General features: G+C 72.6%; 13 protein-coding genes. 12 read left to right on the top strand and 1 reads right to left on the bottom strand.

The genetic code is table 11. The features are described from left to right. Positions 1-2,118, bottom strand: a 2,118-nt coding sequence (locus KJS59_RS28005; protein WP_213456496.1) for a sensor histidine kinase, incomplete at its 3' end; no start/stop codon positions are given. Between the two features lie 616 nt (positions 2,119-2,734). Between KJS59_RS28005 and KJS59_RS28000 the strand changes: the two genes are divergently transcribed. From KJS59_RS28000 to tpiA, 12 genes are all read left to right on the top strand, one after another. Continuing rightward, positions 2,735-3,916 (top strand): ABC transporter substrate-binding protein, encoded by a 1,182-nt coding sequence (locus KJS59_RS28000; protein ID WP_249715004.1) that lies wholly within the window; start codon positions 2,735-2,737, stop codon positions 3,914-3,916. A gap of 75 nt (positions 3,917-3,991) precedes the next feature. After that, positions 3,992-4,801: a methyltransferase domain-containing protein gene (locus tag KJS59_RS27995; RefSeq protein ID WP_213456494.1), complete on the top strand. Its 810-nt coding sequence runs from the start codon at positions 3,992-3,994 to the stop codon at positions 4,799-4,801. Then, positions 4,798-5,628 carry an ABC transporter permease gene (locus KJS59_RS27990; protein ID WP_213456492.1) on the top strand — a complete coding sequence of 277 codons (831 nt, stop codon included), beginning with the start codon at positions 4,798-4,800 and terminating at the stop codon, positions 5,626-5,628. The genes KJS59_RS27995 and KJS59_RS27990 overlap by 4 nt, the downstream gene beginning before the upstream one ends. Before the next feature lie 99 nt (positions 5,629-5,727). Beyond that, on the top strand, positions 5,728-6,570 hold the full coding sequence (locus tag KJS59_RS27985; protein WP_213456490.1) for an ABC transporter ATP-binding protein: 843 nt from the start codon (positions 5,728-5,730) through the stop codon (positions 6,568-6,570). 151 nt (positions 6,571-6,721) lie between these two features. Next, a complete protein-coding gene (locus tag KJS59_RS27980; protein WP_213456488.1) occupies positions 6,722-7,216 on the top strand; it encodes a Rieske (2Fe-2S) protein in 495 nt (164 codons plus the stop codon). A 60-nt stretch (positions 7,217-7,276) separates the two neighbouring features. Next, complete coding sequence (gene uvrC / locus KJS59_RS27975) at positions 7,277-9,250, top strand: excinuclease ABC subunit UvrC (protein ID WP_213456486.1); 1,974 nt, start codon at positions 7,277-7,279, stop codon at positions 9,248-9,250. 90 nt (positions 9,251-9,340) lie between these two features. After that, complete coding sequence (gene rapZ / locus KJS59_RS27970; protein ID WP_213456504.1) at positions 9,341-10,225, top strand: RNase adapter RapZ; 885 nt, start codon at positions 9,341-9,343, stop codon at positions 10,223-10,225. After that, complete coding sequence (locus KJS59_RS27965; RefSeq protein ID WP_249715002.1) at positions 10,222-11,175, top strand: gluconeogenesis factor YvcK family protein; 954 nt, start codon at positions 10,222-10,224, stop codon at positions 11,173-11,175. Before rapZ ends, KJS59_RS27965 begins: the two co-directional genes overlap by 4 nt. Before the next feature lie 41 nt (positions 11,176-11,216). Further along, positions 11,217-12,197 carry a DNA-binding protein WhiA gene (gene whiA / locus KJS59_RS27960; RefSeq protein ID WP_213456484.1) on the top strand — a complete coding sequence of 327 codons (981 nt, stop codon included), beginning with the start codon at positions 11,217-11,219 and terminating at the stop codon, positions 12,195-12,197. Positions 12,198-12,357: 160 nt separating this feature from the next. After that, the gene (gene gap / locus KJS59_RS27955; RefSeq protein ID WP_213456482.1) at positions 12,358-13,365 is read left to right on the top strand and encodes a type I glyceraldehyde-3-phosphate dehydrogenase; all 1,008 of its coding nucleotides are present in this window, start codon (positions 12,358-12,360) and stop codon (positions 13,363-13,365) included. Continuing rightward, entirely contained in the window at positions 13,365-14,561 is a 1,197-nt protein-coding gene (locus KJS59_RS27950) for a phosphoglycerate kinase (RefSeq protein ID WP_213456480.1), read from the top strand. The genes gap and KJS59_RS27950 overlap by 1 nt, the downstream gene beginning before the upstream one ends. Beyond that, a complete protein-coding gene (tpiA, locus tag KJS59_RS27945) occupies positions 14,562-15,359 on the top strand; it encodes a triose-phosphate isomerase (RefSeq protein WP_213456477.1) in 798 nt (265 codons plus the stop codon). The last annotated feature ends 40 nt before the right edge of the window (positions 15,360-15,399 follow it).

The following is a 15,399-nucleotide window of genomic DNA, read 5'->3' as shown; positions in this document are numbered from 1 at the left end:
CAGCGGGGGGGCGGACGACGCGGCCGGGGCCATCGCGTCCCGGGCGGTGCCGCTGCCGTTCGAGCCGTGCGCCACGGTCGCGTTGCCGAACCCGGAGAAGGAGCCCAGCGCGGGGCCGCCGCCGAAGGCGCTGGCCGCCGGGGCCAGCAGCGGTTGCGCGGGCTGGCTACCCAGCTCCCGGCGCGGGCCGGCGCTGAGCTCGGCGACCGGCGGGCGGGGGCGCAGCGGGGCGCCGTCGCGCATCCGCGAGCGGGGCAGGACCAGCAGCGGGGTGGGCAGCGTGACGTACGCCATGGTGCCCATGCCCGGTTCGCAGCGCAGCTCCACCCGGATGCGGTGGCGGGCGGCGAGCCGGCCCACCACGGCCAGGCCCATCATCCGGAACGCGGTGATGTCCACGGCCGGCGGCTCGGCCAGCCGGGCGTTGAGCCGGCCGACCTGGTCGGCCGGCATGCCCAGGCCGCGGTCCTCGATCTGGATGATGACGTGGTCGCCGACCCGGCGCGCCTCGGCGACCACCGCGGCGGTGGGCGGGGAGAACCGGGTGGCGTTGTCGAACAGCTCGGCGATCAGCCGCACGACATCGTTGACGGCCGCGGGGACCACGGCCACGTCGGTGTCGACGGTGCCGAACTCGATCCGCGCGTACTGCTCCACTTCGGACTGTGCGGCGCGCAGCACGTCCACGACGAGGGCGTCCTCGTCGCGCGGCGGGCTGGAGTCGGCGCCGGCCAGGACGAGCAGGTTCTCGTCGTTGCGGCGCATCCGGGTGGCCAGGTGGTCCAGGGCGAACAGCCGGGACAGCCGTTGCGGGTCCTCCTCGCCGCGCTCGATGTCGTCCAGCTGCTCGATCATCCGGTCCACCAGCGACTGGCTGCGCCGGGCCAGGTTGAGGAACATGGCGGAGACGCTGGTGTTCAGGGCGGCCTGCTCGGCGGCGACCCGGACCGCCTCCCGGTGCACGACGTTGAACGCCTGCGCCACCTGGCCGATTTCGTCCCGGCCGTGCAGCTGGATCGGGTCGCGCACCTGAGCGGCGATCTGCTCGGGGGTGTGTTCGCCGAGCGCGTCGGGGTTGCCGAGCCGGGCCACGGTCTCCGGCAGGTCCCGGTTGGCCACGGTCAGCGCGCCCTCGCGCAGCCGGCTCAGCGACCGGACCAGGCTGCGGGCCAGCAGCAGCGCGAGCGTGATGGCCAGTGCGAGCAGCAGCAGCACCGCGGCGGACTCGATGACGACCTGGCGCAGCACCGAGTCGCGCAGGTCGCTGGCGTGCTGCACGAGGGCGTCGTCCAGCCGCTGCTGGACCCACCGGACCAGGTCGACGACCGCGCCGAGGGCCTGGGACGCGTCCTGCGACGTGATCAGCGGGGTCTTGTTCGCCGAGCGGCGGATCTTCGTCTCGGCCTGGTCCGCCAGGACCAGCGCGTCGCCGGCGACCGTGCCCTCGACCAGCCGGCGCTGCTCGGGGGAGGCGGCGAGGTTGAACTGGAGCAGCGCCTCCTGCTGGCCGGTGAGCGCGGCCAGGAACGCCGCGAGGTCCTCGTCGTCGAGTTGGCCGGCGCGCAGGCTCACCACCGCCACGGCCTGGGCCCGGCTCAGCTCCGCCTTGGTCTTGCTGAGCGCGGCCACGGCGCGCATGGTCTCGGCCAGGTCGTTGTCGCCGGCGATCTGGCCGACGGACTCCTGGTAGGACACCAGTTCGTCGATGACCACGCCGTACCGCAGCACCGACTCGGCGGCGCCGATGCCCTTGCCCTCGAGCACCTCCTGGCGCAGCGTGCCGAGCGTGGTGATCTCCTGGTCCAGCCGGGTCACGCGCTCGCGCACCAGGTCCGGGATGCTGCCCAGTTTGGCGCGCTGGGCGGTGTAGGCGGTCACCGCCGAGTCGGTGCGCTGCACCTGCTGGTTGAACGGCTTGGGGTCGCGCCCCGCGCTGCCGCCGCCGAGCAGGTCGGCCGCGGCCATTCGCTCCCGGTGCAGTTCGTGGGAGAGCGCCGAGGCCTTCGAGGAAAGGGTGGCCAGCGAACGTACCAGTCCGGCGTCGCCGGCGCGCTGTCCGCTGTCCACCAGTCGCGCCGTGGCCAGGCCGGCAACCGCCAACAACGGAATGACCAGCACAAATGCGAGTTTGGACCCGAGGCTGGCATCGCGCAGCCAGGGCCGCAGGCCACGGTCATTGTGCCGTGCGGCCTTTGACGTCGCTCTGGTAAGCGACGGGATCCGACCGGTCAACGTGCGTCCTCCGTCCACGGGTGCCGGCGGTCTGCAGCGCCTCGCCGTCCAAGGGGCAGGGCGAGGGGGCGCCGTGAGGCACGACGGGGATTCCACCATGCCGTGGGCCCGGAAGGAAGCCTCAGGGTTGCAGAAAAAGGTCACGCGGCACGAAACCGTTGGCCCGTCGGGCATGACGGAAATCGAATTCACGGGGTATGAGCAGGCATAACGCGAGGCGTCGAAAAAGCCTGACCTTTGTCGTATAGCAATGATCTTCTTGTTCGGGTTTCCGAGGGTTACACCGCGCGGCCGTCGGAACGGGAGATCGGGGAATAGGCGGCCTTGACCGGTGCCCACTCCCTTGGCAAGGTGGGTGCGCCACAGCGGACAAGTCCGATGTGACGGTCTCGGCCCCTGCCGCACCGCGGGCGGGCCCCGCCCGGTCACTTTCCCGGCAGTCCCGCGCGTTAGGGCCGGCGTCAGGCGCCACGGTCCATCCGTACCCACCCCGGAGGAGAAGTTGAAGACGTACCGCGCCGCGGTCGCCAGCGCGGTCGCGCTGCTCACCGCCCTCGCCGGCACGGCCGGCTGCGACTCGGTGGGCGGCGGCGGCGCCTCCGGCGGCGGCCCGGACATCGTCATCGGCGCCGACCTCGAACTGTCCGGCGCGGGCGCCACGCTCGGCGTGGCCTACCGGCGCGCGCTGGAACTCAAGATCGATCAGGTGAACCGGCAGAACCTGCTCGGCGGGCGCAAGGTGCGCCTGGAGGTGCGGGACAACCGCTCCGACCAGAACACCTCGGCGTCCAATGTGGCCTCGCTGGCGGCCGACGGGTCCGTCTCGGCGCTGATCATGGGCGCCTGCGCGGAGTGCGTCACGTCCGTCTCGTCTACGGTGAACCAGGCGAAGCTGCCGACCATCTCGCTGGCCCTGTCCAGCGCCGTCGTCGCCCCGGCCGAACAGCGCCGGTACGTGTTCAAGCTGGCGCCCAACGCGTCCGACGACGCGCCCCTGATGGCCGCCGAGCTGAAGCGGGCGCGGGCCACGTCGGTGGCGCTGCTGACCACGAAGGACGGTTACGGCACCGAGATGCGGGCGGCGCTGGAGACCGAGCTGGCGAAGGCCAAGATCGATATCACGGACTCCGAGTCGCTGCGGGACGACGACGTGGCCCTCGGCGAGCTGGCCCACCGGGTGGCCGACTCCAAGCCGGACGCGGTGATCGTGATCGCCCTGGCCCCGCTGCCGGACCAGGTGAGCCGGGCCCTGCGGGACGCGCGGTACCACGGCCAGATCTTCTTCGACGCGGCCGCCGCGGACGACCTGTTCATCACCGGGCCGAACGCCTCCGCGGTGACCGGCGCGCTGATGGTGTTCACGCCGACGCTGGTCAGCGACGACATCATCGCCACCTCGCCGGCCAAGGCCGCCCGCAAGGCGTGGTTCCGCGACTACGCGTCCCGGTACGGCACCTACTCCGCGTTCGCGTCCTTCGCCGCGGACGCCGTCCAACTGGTGGTGGACGCGGCCGACCGGGTGAGCCCCGGCGACCGGGAGGCGCTGCGCGAGGCGCTCGAGTCCGCGCAGTTGGAGGGGTTGAGCGGGCCCATCCGGATGACCGCGGCCAACCACTCCGGCCTGATGCCGCAGGCGCTGACCACGCTCGTCGCCAGCGGTGACCGCTGGCGGCTGGCCGGTTGACGCCGCCGCGGCAGTGACACACCCACGGCGGCGCGCTCGCGCCGCCGTGCCCGACCGACAGGGGAGCAGCCGACCATGAGCCTTTCCGCGACCTCGTACGCGTTCGACAACGACGACGCCGCGGCCGTCGACCGGCACAACCACCTGCCCGCCATTCTGGACGGGGTCACCTTCGACCGGCTGTCCTCGCTCGGCGACCTGACCGGCCGGCGGTGCCTGGAGGTCGGCGCCGGTGGCGGCAGCGTGGCGCGATGGCTCGCGGCGCGGGTCGGACCGACCGGGCGGGTGCTGGCGACCGACCTGAAGCCGCGGCACCTGACCGCCGATGGCGGGTACGAGGTGCTCGCCCACGACCTGCTCGCCGAGCCGGTGCCGCAGGGACCGTGGGACCTGATCCACGCCCGGCTCGTGCTGATCCACCTCGACGACCGGCGGGGGGTGCTGCGCCGGCTGGCCGCCGCTCTCGCCCCCGGTGGCGCGCTGGTCGTGGAGGACTGGGACACGTCGTACGACCGGTGGGTGCTCGACGCGCCGGACCGGGAGTCGGCCGACCTGTGGGAGCAGTACCAGCTCACGCTGCGCCGGCTGCTCGTCGCCGGCGGCAACGAGGAGACCTGGGGCGGCCAGTTGCACGGCCTGTTCACCGCGGCCGGGCTGGTGGACGTCCAGACCGAGATCTCGTCCCGGGCGTGGCCGGGCGGCAGCCCGGGCGCCCTGCTGACGCTCGCGAACGTGGCGCAGATGCGGGACGGGTTCCTTGCCGAGGGCTGGGACGACGAGCGGCTGGAGCGGTTGGAGCGGCTGGCCCACGACCCGCGGATGGTGGTGCGCGCACAGTTCATGTTCTCGACGATCGGCCGGCGACCGGCCGACGCAGCGGCATGAGCGTCGCTACCAGACCGGCGCCGTCCGGCGAGCCGCTGGCCCGCCGAGGGCGGTCGGGCGGCGCCGCCCGCGCCCGGTACTCTTCCGTCGGCCTGCCGGCGCTCGGCATCGTCGCGGCGCTCGTGGTCTGGTGGGGTGCCGTGGCGCTGTTCCAGATCCGGCCGATCTTCCTGCCGTCGCCGCTCGCGGTGGCCCAGGTCTTCGGCGAGCAGGGCGACTACCTCGCCCACACCGCCTGGGACACGCTGTACCGGCTGCTGATCGGCTTCGCCATCGCGGCCGCCTTCGGCCTCTCGGTCGCGCTGCTGCTGTCCTGGTCGCGGCCGCTGGAGCGGGCGGTCATGCCGCTGTTCCTGGCACTCAACGCGGTGCCGAAGGTGTCGCTCGCCCCGCTGCTGATGGTCTGGCTGGGCTTCGGCCCGAGGTTCAACATCGTGATGGTGGTGTCGATCAGCACGCTGCCGGTGCTGGTGTCCACCATGGCCGGTCTGGCCGCCACCCCGTCCGATCTGGGCGAACTGGCCCGGTCGCTGACCGCCTCGTGGTGGCAGGCGTACCTGAAGGTGCGCCTGCCGTGGGCGTTGCCGCACATGTTCGTGGGGCTCAAGCTCGCCATCACGCTGGCCGTCATCGGCGAGGCGGTCGCCGAACTACAGAACCCGAACAGTGGCCTGGGCTCGGTCGTCACGCTGGCCGGCGCGTCCTTCGACACGGCGCTCGCGTTCGCCGCGATCGTGGTGCTCTCGCTGCTCGGCGTGCTGCTGTTCTACGCGGTGACGCTGGTCGAGCGGCTGCTGCTGCCGTGGGCCCGGCAGATCGCGGGCTGAGATGGCGGCACAGCGGTCCCCGGCCACGAACCCATCGACTCGGCATCGCCGCTGCCCGTACGCTGGCTGCGGCGGCACCCGTACCCGGGAGCGACCCAGATGATTGAGATCTCCGGAGTGTCCCGTACCTTCGCCGGCCGGCACGGTGCGGTGGAGGCGCTGCGCGCCATCGACCTGACGGTCGCCGCCGGCGAGTTCCTGGCGGTGATCGGCCGTTCCGGCTGCGGCAAGTCGACGCTGCTGCGGCTGGTGGCCGGGCTGCTGCCGGTCTCGGCCGGCGAGGTGCGGGTGGCCGGCGAGCCGGTGCGGCGCCCCCGGCGGGACATCGCGATGGTGTTTCAGCGGCCGGCGCTGCTGCCGTGGCGCACGGTGCTGGACAACGTGATGCTGCCGGTGGAGGTGTTCCGCTGGCGCGGTGCCGAGCACCGGGAGCGGGCCCACCAGTTGCTGGACATGGTGGGCCTGGCCGGCTTTGAGCGCCGGCTGCCGCACGAGCTGTCCGGCGGCATGCAGCAGCGGGTGGCGCTGTGCCGGGCGCTGATCCAGCGCCCGAAGGTGATGCTGATGGATGAGCCGTTCTCCGCCCTGGACGCGCTCACCCGCGAGGAGTTGGCGGTCCAGCTCCAGCGGGTGCACATGGAGTTGGCCACGACGATCGTGTTCGTCACCCACTCCATCCAGGAGGCGGTGCTGCTCGGCGACCGGGTGGCGGTGCTCAGCCCGCGGCCGGGGCGGCTGCGCCAGGTGCTGCGGGTGGACATCCCGCGGCCCCGCTCGTTCGGCCACAACGCCCACCTCAAGGAGGTCGCGGCCTGCTCGGCGGAGCTGCACGAGCTGCTGCTCGAACCGGCGCCGGCGCTGCCGCCGTGGCCGGAGCCCGAGATCGGGATGGACGTGCCGCTGCGCCGCCGGCCGGAGGGGATACCCAGCGGCCGTCCCTGAGGGGATGATCCGTTCTGATTACTCTCTCGTTGAGCTGAACTGTTCCCCGCTGGCGTCCGTGTCTACTGCATAGGGGCCGATATCCGGGCAAACACCCCGCTTCGCAGTGGCACGACAACAGCGAGTGACGACCAACGAGGAGACGACTCCCATGACCGATGCCGATTCGACGCCAACGCGGTCCGCGACGCCCGAAGCGGGCGGCGCCACCCGCCGGGCCCTGCTGACGGGCACCGGCGCGGTGGGCGTGACCGCGCTGCTCGCGGCGTGCGGCACCGACAACAGCGCGGAACCCGGCACCGCGCCGCCCACCGGCCCCGCGCAGAGCGGTACCGGGGCACCGACCGGCGGCGACGGCGCGGTCCCGGTCGGCAAGGCCGCCGACGTGAAGGTCGGCAGTGGCGCGATCTTCACCGCCACCAGCGTCGTGGTGACCCAGCCCAAGGAGGGCGAGTTCCTGGCCTTCGACTCCACCTGCACGCACCAGGGCTGCCCGTTGACCAGCGTCGCGGACGGCGTGATCAACTGCGCCTGCCACGGCAGCAAGTTCTCGATCGAGACCGGTGAGCCGCTGAAGGGACCGGCCACCAAGGCCCTGGCGAAGAAGAAGGTCAACGTGAAGAACGGCGAGATCACGCTCGCCTAGCCGCCGCGCGGGCGCGCGGCCCGGCCCGGAACCGTCGGACGGGCGGACTAGGCTTGCGGGGTGGCTGACCCCTCTACCTACCGCCCGCCGGCGGGCACCATCCCGGAGGCGCCAGGGGTCTACCGGTTCCGCGACCCGACCGGTCGGGTCATCTATGTCGGCAAGGCGAAGAGCCTGCGCAGCCGGCTGAGTTCGTACTTCGGCGACCTGGTCAACCTGCACCAGCGCACCCAGCAGATGGTCACCACCGCCGCCTCGGTGGACTGGGTGACGGTGGGCAGCGAGGTCGAGGCCCTCCAACTCGAGTACCTCTGGATCAAGGAGTACGACCCCCGGTTCAACGTCAAGTACCGGGACGACAAGTCCTATCCGTACCTGGCGGTGACGCTGGACGAGCAGTACCCGCGCCTGCAGGTGATGCGCGGGGCCAAGCGCAAGGGCGTGCGGTACTTCGGGCCGTACTCGCACGCCTGGGCGATCCGCGAGACGCTCGACCTGCTGCTGCGCGTCTTCCCGGCGCGCACCTGCTCGGCGGGGGTGTTCAAGCGGGCGGGCCAGATCGGCCGGCCCTGCCTGCTGGGATACATCGGCAAGTGCTCCGCGCCGTGCGTGGGTTCGGTCAGCGCCGAGGAGCACCGGGCGATCGTCGACGACTTCTGCGCGTTCATGGCCGGGCGGACCGACACGATGGTCCGCAAGCTGGAGCGGGAGATGCGCGAGGCGTCCGAGGCGCTGGAGTTCGAGCGCGCGGCCCGGCTGCGGGACGACGTCGTGGCGCTGCGCCGGGCGATGGAGAAGCAGGCCGTGGTGTTCGGCGACGGCACCGACGCGGACGTGGTGGCCTTCGCCGAGGACCCGCTGGAGGCCGCGGTGCAGGTCTTCCACGTGCGCGGCGGGCGGGTCCGGGGCCAGCGCGGCTGGGTGGTGGAGAAGGTCGAGGAGCTGACCACCGGCGACCTGGTGCACCACTTCTGCTCCCAGGTGTACGGCGGCGCCTCCGGCGAGGGGGACGTGCCGAAGGAGTTGCTGGTGCCGGAGCTCCCGGCGGATTCGGAGGCGCTCGCCGCATGGCTGAGCGAGCGCCGGGGCGGCCGGGTGGCGCTGCGAATTCCCCAAAGGGGGGACAAGCGGGCCCTGCTGGAGACGGTGGCCCGCAACGCCACCGAGGCGCTGGCCCGGCACAAGCTGCGCCGGGCGGGTGACCTGACCACCCGCGGCAAGGCCCTCGAGGAGATCGAGGAGGCGCTGGGGATGGACACCGCGCCGCTGCGGATCGAGTGCTACGACATCTCCCAGATCCAGGGCACCGACGTGGTCGCCAGCATGGTCGTGTTCGAGGACGGGCTGCCGCGCAAGGGCGAGTACCGGCGGTTCGCGATCCGCGGTGCCACGGACGACGTGTCGGCCATCTCCGAGGTGCTGCGCCGCCGGTTCTCCCGGTACCTGGAGGCGCGCGCCGAGAGCGGCGAGATCGGGGAGGAGACGGCGGCGGACCCGGACCGCCCCGGCATCGACCCGACGACCGGCCGGCCGCGCAGGTTCGCGTACCCGCCGCAGCTCGTCGTGGTGGACGGCGGCCAGCCGCAGGTGAACGCGGCCGGCGCGGTCCTGGCGGAGCTGGGCATCACGGAGATCGCGGTGTGCGGGCTGGCCAAGCGCCTGGAGGAGGTCTGGCTGCCCGGCCAGGAGGATGGCTCGGCGGACTTCCCGGTCATCCTGCCGCGCGCTTCCGAGGGGCTCTACCTGCTGCAACGGGTGCGGGACGAGGCGCACCGCTTCGCCATCACATACCACCGGCAGCGGCGCTCGAAGCGGATGATCGTATCCGGCCTGGATTCGATCGCCGGCCTGGGGGAGGTGCGGCGCAAGGCCCTGCTGCGGCACTTCGGCTCGGTGAAGCGGCTCTCCGCGGCCAGTGCGGAGGAGATCGCTACGGTGCCGGGGATCGGCCGGCGCACCGCGGAGGCGATCGTCGCCGCGCTCCAGCGGGACGGTGGGGAACAAACCGGGGCCGGGGCCGATTCCACCCCCTAGGATCTCTCCGATCACCGCAGGAAGGGCAGCGTCGTGGAACCCGAGAGCACCTCGCACGGGCACCGGTCCTCGCCGGACGAGGCCAGTTCGGTGCCGGACGCGGTGGCCGCCCGCTCCGGCGTCGATCTGGTGATCGTCACCGGTGTGTCGGGTGGCGGGCGCAGCACGGTGGCCCGCGCCCTGGAGAACGTCGGCTACTACGTGGTGGACAACCTGCCGCAGGCGCTGATGGTGGACATGGCCGAGCTGGCCGGGCAGGCGGGCGGCGCGGCCCGGCGTACCGCGATGGTGCTGGATGTGCGCAGCCGCGCGTTCTCCACGGACCTGTCCGGCGCGGTGGGGGCGCTGCGGGAGCGCGGTTTCCACCCGCGCGTGGTGTTCGTGGACGCCGACGACGAGGTGCTGATCCGCCGGTTCGAGAGCGTCCGCCGGTCGCACCCGTTGCAGGGGGATGGCCGGCTCGCCGACGGGATCGCCGCCGAGCGCAAGTTGCTCGCCGAGGCGCGGGAGCAGGCCGACGTGCTGATCGACACCACCCATCTGAACGTGAACCAGCTGCGCTCCCGGGTGGAGGAGCTGTTCGGCGGCGAGGACGCCCGCCGGCTGCGGATCACCGTGCTGTCGTTCGGCTTCAAGTACGGGCTGCCGCCGGATGCCGACTTCGTCTGCGATGCCCGGTTCCTGCCGAATCCGTACTGGGTGCCGGAGTTACGGGAGCACACCGGCCGGGAGGCCGGGGTCAGCGACTACGTGCTCGGGCAGCCGGGCGCGCACGAGTTCGTGGCCGGGTACGCCGGGATGATCGGCGCGACCGCGTCCGGGTTCGAGCGGGAGGGCAAACGGTACCTGACCGTGGCTGTCGGCTGTACCGGCGGTAAACACCGCAGCGTGGCGATCGCCGAGGAACTGGCCCGGGTGCTGCGCGAGCAGCGGCTGGCCGCCTCGGCACAGCACCGGGATCTGGGGCGCGAGTGAGGATCACGGCGTTCGGCGGCGGCAAGGGACTGTCGGCGGGGTTGCGGGCGCTGCGCCGGGCGGCGGTGGATCTCGACCTGGAGATCACCGCGGTGGTGACGGTCGGTGACGACGGCGGGTCGAGCGGGCGGCTGCGGCAGCACCGGGAGGCGCTGCCCCCGGGGGACCTGCGCCAGGCCCTGGCCGCCCTGGCCGGTACCGACGAGGTCAGCGCCCGCACCGCCGAACTGTTCCAGCACCGGTACACCGGCTGCGACTCGGATCCGCTGGTCGGGCACGCCGTGGGGAATCTGGTCCTGGTGGGTCTCATGGAGCTGTACGGGGACCCGGTGTGCGCGCTGGAGCACGCCGGGCGGATGGTGAACGCGGTGGGCCGGGTGCTGCCGATGTCCACCGAGCCGCTGGCGATCGAGGCGGACGTGCGGGGCGCCGACCCGACCCGCCCCGCCGAAGTGGTGACCGTGCGTGGCCAGCACAACGTGGCCGTCACGCCGGGGCGGGTGGAGCAGGTGCGGCTCACGCCCCCGGCCCCGGCCGCCTGCGCGCAGGCGCTCGCCGCGGTCGCCACCGCCGACTGGCTGGTGTTCGGCCCGGGAAGCTGGTACACCAGCGTCATACCGCACCTGCTGGTGCCGGACCTGGCGGCCGCGATCGTGGCCAGCCCGGCCCGGCGGCTGGTCACCCTGAACCTGGCGGAGGAGAGCGAGACGCTTGGCCTGTCCCTCGCGGACCATCTCGCCGCGCTCCGCTGGTACCTTCCGGGCCTGCGGCTGGACGACGTGATCGCGGACGGGAAAGCGGTAGGCGACCCCGAACCGGTCGCCCGTGCGGCAGAATCGCTGGGTGCGCGACTGGTATTGGCCTCGGTGGGTGCCGACGACGGCTCGCACCGGCACGATCCGGTCGCGCTCGGTGCGGCGCTGGTGCCCGTCCTGGGCTCCGCTCGTTAAGCACGTACGACGACAGCAGACGGCTCCGAGGTGATCAGACGATGGCGATGACCGGGACGGTCAAGGACGAGCTGAGCCGGGTGGATGTGGCCAAGCCCTGCTGCCGCCGGTCGGAGATGGCGGCGCTGCTGCGGTTCGCCGGCGGGCTGCACATCGTCTCCGGTCGGGTGGTCGTGGAGGCCGAACTGGACACCGGCGCGGTCGCCCGGCGACTGCGCCGCGAGGTGTCCGAGGTGTACGGGTACCCCAGCGAGATCCACGTGCTGGCCTCGGGTGGGCTGCGCAAGGGCAGCCACTTCATCGTGCGGGTGGTCAAGGACGGCGAGGCGCTGGCCCGGCAGACCGGCCTGCTGGACGTGCGCGGCCGCCCGGTCCGGGGCCTGCCGCCGCACGTGGTCGCGGCGAACGTGTGCTGCGCGGTGGCGGCGTGGCGGGGCGCGTTCATGGCGCACGGCTCGCTGACCGAGCCGGGCCGCTCCTGTGCGATGGAAATCACCTGTCCGGGTCCGGAGTCCGCGCTGGCGCTGGTCGGCGCGGCCCGCCGGATCGGCCTGACCGCCAAGGCCCGGGAGGTGCGGGGCGTGGACCGGGTGGTGGTCAAGGACGGCGACGCGATCGCCGCGCTGCTGACCCGGGTGGGCGCGCACAACGGCGTGCTGTCCTGGGAGGAGCGGCGGGTGCGCCGCGAGGTGCGGGCCACGGCCAACCGGCTGGCCAACTTCGACGACGCGAACCTGCGCCGCTCCGCGCGGGCCGCGGTGGCCGCGGCGGCGCGGGTCACCCGGGCGCTGGAGATCCTGGCCGACGAGGCGCCGAACCACCTCACCTCCGCCGGGCACCTGCGCCTGGAGCACCGCCAGGCGTCCCTGGAGGAGCTCGGCGCGCTGGCCGACCCGCCGCTGACCAAGGACGCGATCGCCGGGCGGATCCGCCGGCTGCTGGCCCTGGCCGACAAGCGGGCCCGCGATCTCGGGATCCCGGACACTGAGGCGGCCGTCACACCGGAGATGCTGACCTGCTGAGCGCCCCGGCGCAGCGGGGCGCGGGTTGCTCCAGTAGGGTCGAGACGTACGGCGACGGTGCCGGCAAGCGGACGTCACGCCGCGGCCGACCGCGGCGCGGCGGCCCACACATATCGGCGGCCGACCGTCCGGGTCGGCCAAGTACGAGGAGATGGAACTCGTGACCATCCGGGTTGGCATCAACGGCTTCGGCCGCATCGGCCGCAACTTCTTCCGGGCGGTGCTCGCCTCGGGGGCGGACGTCCAGTTGGTCGGGGTGAACGATCTGACCGACAACACCACGCTGGCGCACCTGCTCAAGTACGACAGCATCCTGGGCCGGCTGCCGCAGGAGGTGAAGGCGACCGCGGACGAGATCACCGTCGGCGGGCAGACCTTCAAGGCGCTCGCCGAGCGGGACCCGGGCAAGCTGCCATGGGGCGACCTGGGCGCCGACGTCGTGATCGAGTCCACCGGCTTCTTCACCGACGCCGCCAAGGCCAGGGCGCACGTGGACGCGGGCGCCAAGAAGGTCATCATCTCGGCACCGGCGAAGAACGAGGACGTCACGCTGGTCATGGGCGTGAACGAGTCGTCGTACGACCCGGCCAAGCACACGATCATCTCCAACGCCTCGTGCACCACGAACTGTCTGGCGCCGATGGCGAAGGTGCTCAACGACGGCTTCGGCATCGAGCACGGCCTGATGACCACGATCCACGCGTACACGCAGGACCAGAACCTGCAGGACGGCCCGCACAAGGATCTGCGCCGGGCCCGCGCCGCCGCGCTGAACATCGTGCCCACCTCGACCGGCGCCGCGAAGGCGATCGGCCTGGTGCTGCCGGAGCTGAAGGGCAAGCTGGACGGGTACGCGCTGCGGGTGCCGGTGCCGACCGGCTCGGCCACCGACCTGACCGTCACGCTGTCCCGCGAGGCCAGCGTGGAGGAGGTCAACGCGGCGGTGAAGGCGGCCGCGGAGGGCCCGCTGCGCGGGTACCTGACCTACAGCGAGGACCCGATCGTGTCGGCCGACATCGTCACCGACCCGGCGTCCTGCATCTTCGACGCGCCGCTGACCAAGAAGATCGGCGACCGGATGGTGAAGGTGCTGGGCTGGTACGACAACGAGTGGGGCTACTCGAACCGCCTCGTGGACCTGGTCAAGCTGGTGGGTTCCAGCATCTGATGCGCACCCTCGACGAATTGCTCGGCGAGGGCGTCCGGGGTCGGCGTGTGCTGGTGCGCGCCGACCTCAACGTCCCGTTCGACAAGAGCAACCCGGGCGTGATCTCCGACGACGGCCGGATCCGGGCCGTGCTGCCGACCCTGCGCGCGCTGCGCGACGCCGGGGCGGCCGTGATCGTGATGTCGCACCTCGGCCGCCCCAAGGGCGCGCCGGACCCGAAGTACACGCTGGCGCCGGTCGCCGCCCGCACGGGCGAGCTGCTCGGCGGGCCGGTGCGGTTCGCGGCCGACACGGTCGGCGACGCGGCCCGCGCCGAGGTGGCCGCGCTCAACCCCGGCGACGTGCTGCTGCTGGAGAACCTGCGGTTCAACCCGGGGGAGACCAGCAAGGACGACGCCGAGCGGGGCGGGTTCGCCGACCAGTTGGCGGCCTTCGCGGACGTGTACGTGGACGACGCGTTCGGCGCGGTGCACCGCAAGCACGCGAGCGTCTACGACGTGCCGGCCCGGCTGCCGCACTACGCCGGCGGCCTGGTGCTGCGCGAGGTCGAGGTGCTCAGGCGGGTCACCGAGTCCCCGCAGCCGCCCTATGTGGTGGTGCTCGGCGGGGCGAAGGTCTCCGACAAGCTGGCGGTGATCGAGTCCCTGCTGCCCAAGGTGGACCGGCTCGTCATCGGCGGCGGCATGTGCTTCACGTTCCTCAAGGCGCAGGGGTACCAGGTCGGTAGGTCCCTGCTGGAAGAGGACATGGTGGACACCTGCCGGGGGCTGCTCGCCCGGGGCGGGGAGCGCATCCTGCTGCCGACCGACGTGGTGGCGGCCACCGAGTTCGCCGCCGACGCGGAGCACGCCGTGGTGCCGGCGGACCAGATCCCGGCCGACCGGCTGGGCCTGGACATCGGCCCGGCCAGCACCGCCGCCTTCGCCGAGGCGGTGAGCACCGCGAAGACGGTCTTCTGGAACGGCCCGATGGGCGTGTTCGAGCTGGCGCCGTTCGCGGCCGGCACCCGGGGCGTGGCCGAGGCGATCACCAAGGTGGACGGCTTCACCGTGGTCGGCGGCGGCGACTCCGCGGCGGCGGTGCGGACGCTTCGCATCGACGAGTCCGGCTTCGGGCACATCTCGACCGGCGGCGGCGCGTCGCTGGAGTACCTGGAGGGCAAGACCCTCCCCGGCCTCGCCGCTCTGGAGAAGTAGATGGCTGCCCCCAAGCCGGCCCGCCGCCCCCTGATGGCGGGCAACTGGAAGATGAACCTCAACCACCTTGAGGCGATCGCCCTGGTGCAGAAGCTGGCGTTCAGCCTGAACGAGCAGCAGCTCACCGACGTCGAGGCGGTGGTGTTGCCGCCGTTCACCGACCTGCGCAGCGTGCAGACCCTGGTCGACGGGGACAAGCTGCTGATCGGGTACGGCGCCCAGGACGTCTCGGCGCACGCGAGCGGCGCGTACACCGGGGAGATCTCCGGCGCGATGCTGGCGAAGCTGGGCTGCCAGTACGTGGTCGTGGGGCACTCGGAGCGGCGCGCGTACCACGACGAGAGCGACGAGTTGGTCAACGCGAAGGTCAAGGCGGCGCTGGCGAACGGGATCTCCCCGATTCTGTGTGTCGGCGAGGGCCTGGAGGTGCGTGAGGCCGGCGGGCACGTGGCGCACTGCCGGGAGCAGCTTTCCGCCGCGCTGGCCAAGCTGTCGGCCGAGCAGGTGCAGCAGGTGGTCGTCGCCTACGAGCCGGTCTGGGCGATCGGCACCGGCAAGACGGCCACCCCGCAGGACGCCCAGGAGGTCTGCGGGGCGCTGCGGTCGCTGCTGGCGGAGAGGTACGGCGACGCCACGGCGGAGCAGACGCGCATTCTGTACGGCGGCTCGGTGAAGGCGGCCAATGCGGCCGGCATCATGGCCCAGCCGGACGTGGACGGCGCGCTGATCGGGGGCGCCAGCCTGGACGCGGAGGAGTTCGTGTCCATCTGCCGATTCCCCGAGCACATCGCCCGCTAGTTACCCGCTATCCTTGGCGCGGTTGCTCGACCCCCGAAGG

This window comes from Rhizomonospora bruguierae (assembly GCF_018397995.1).
Taxonomy (GTDB): domain Bacteria; phylum Actinomycetota; class Actinomycetes; order Mycobacteriales; family Micromonosporaceae; genus Rhizomonospora; species Rhizomonospora bruguierae.
Note: the sequence above shows the minus strand (reverse complement) of the source record. Positions and strands in the feature narration are given on the sequence as shown.

Excerpts from the sequence above, each read along its gene's own strand:
- whiA (WP_213456484.1), top strand. The coding sequence starts at position 11,217 with ATGGCGATGACCGGGACGGTCAAGGACGAGCTGAGCCGGGTGGATGTG.
- KJS59_RS27990 (WP_213456492.1), top strand. The coding sequence starts at position 4,798 with ATGAGCGTCGCTACCAGACCGGCGCCGTCCGGCGAGCCGCTGGCCCGC.
- tpiA (WP_213456477.1), top strand. The coding sequence starts at position 14,562 with ATGGCTGCCCCCAAGCCGGCCCGCCGCCCCCTGATGGCGGGCAACTGG.
- KJS59_RS27980 (WP_213456488.1), top strand. The coding sequence starts at position 6,722 with ATGACCGATGCCGATTCGACGCCAACGCGGTCCGCGACGCCCGAAGCG.
- KJS59_RS27985 (WP_213456490.1), top strand. The coding sequence starts at position 5,728 with ATGATTGAGATCTCCGGAGTGTCCCGTACCTTCGCCGGCCGGCACGGT.
- KJS59_RS27950 (WP_213456480.1), top strand. The coding sequence starts at position 13,365 with ATGCGCACCCTCGACGAATTGCTCGGCGAGGGCGTCCGGGGTCGGCGT.
- KJS59_RS27995 (WP_213456494.1), top strand. The coding sequence starts at position 3,992 with ATGAGCCTTTCCGCGACCTCGTACGCGTTCGACAACGACGACGCCGCG.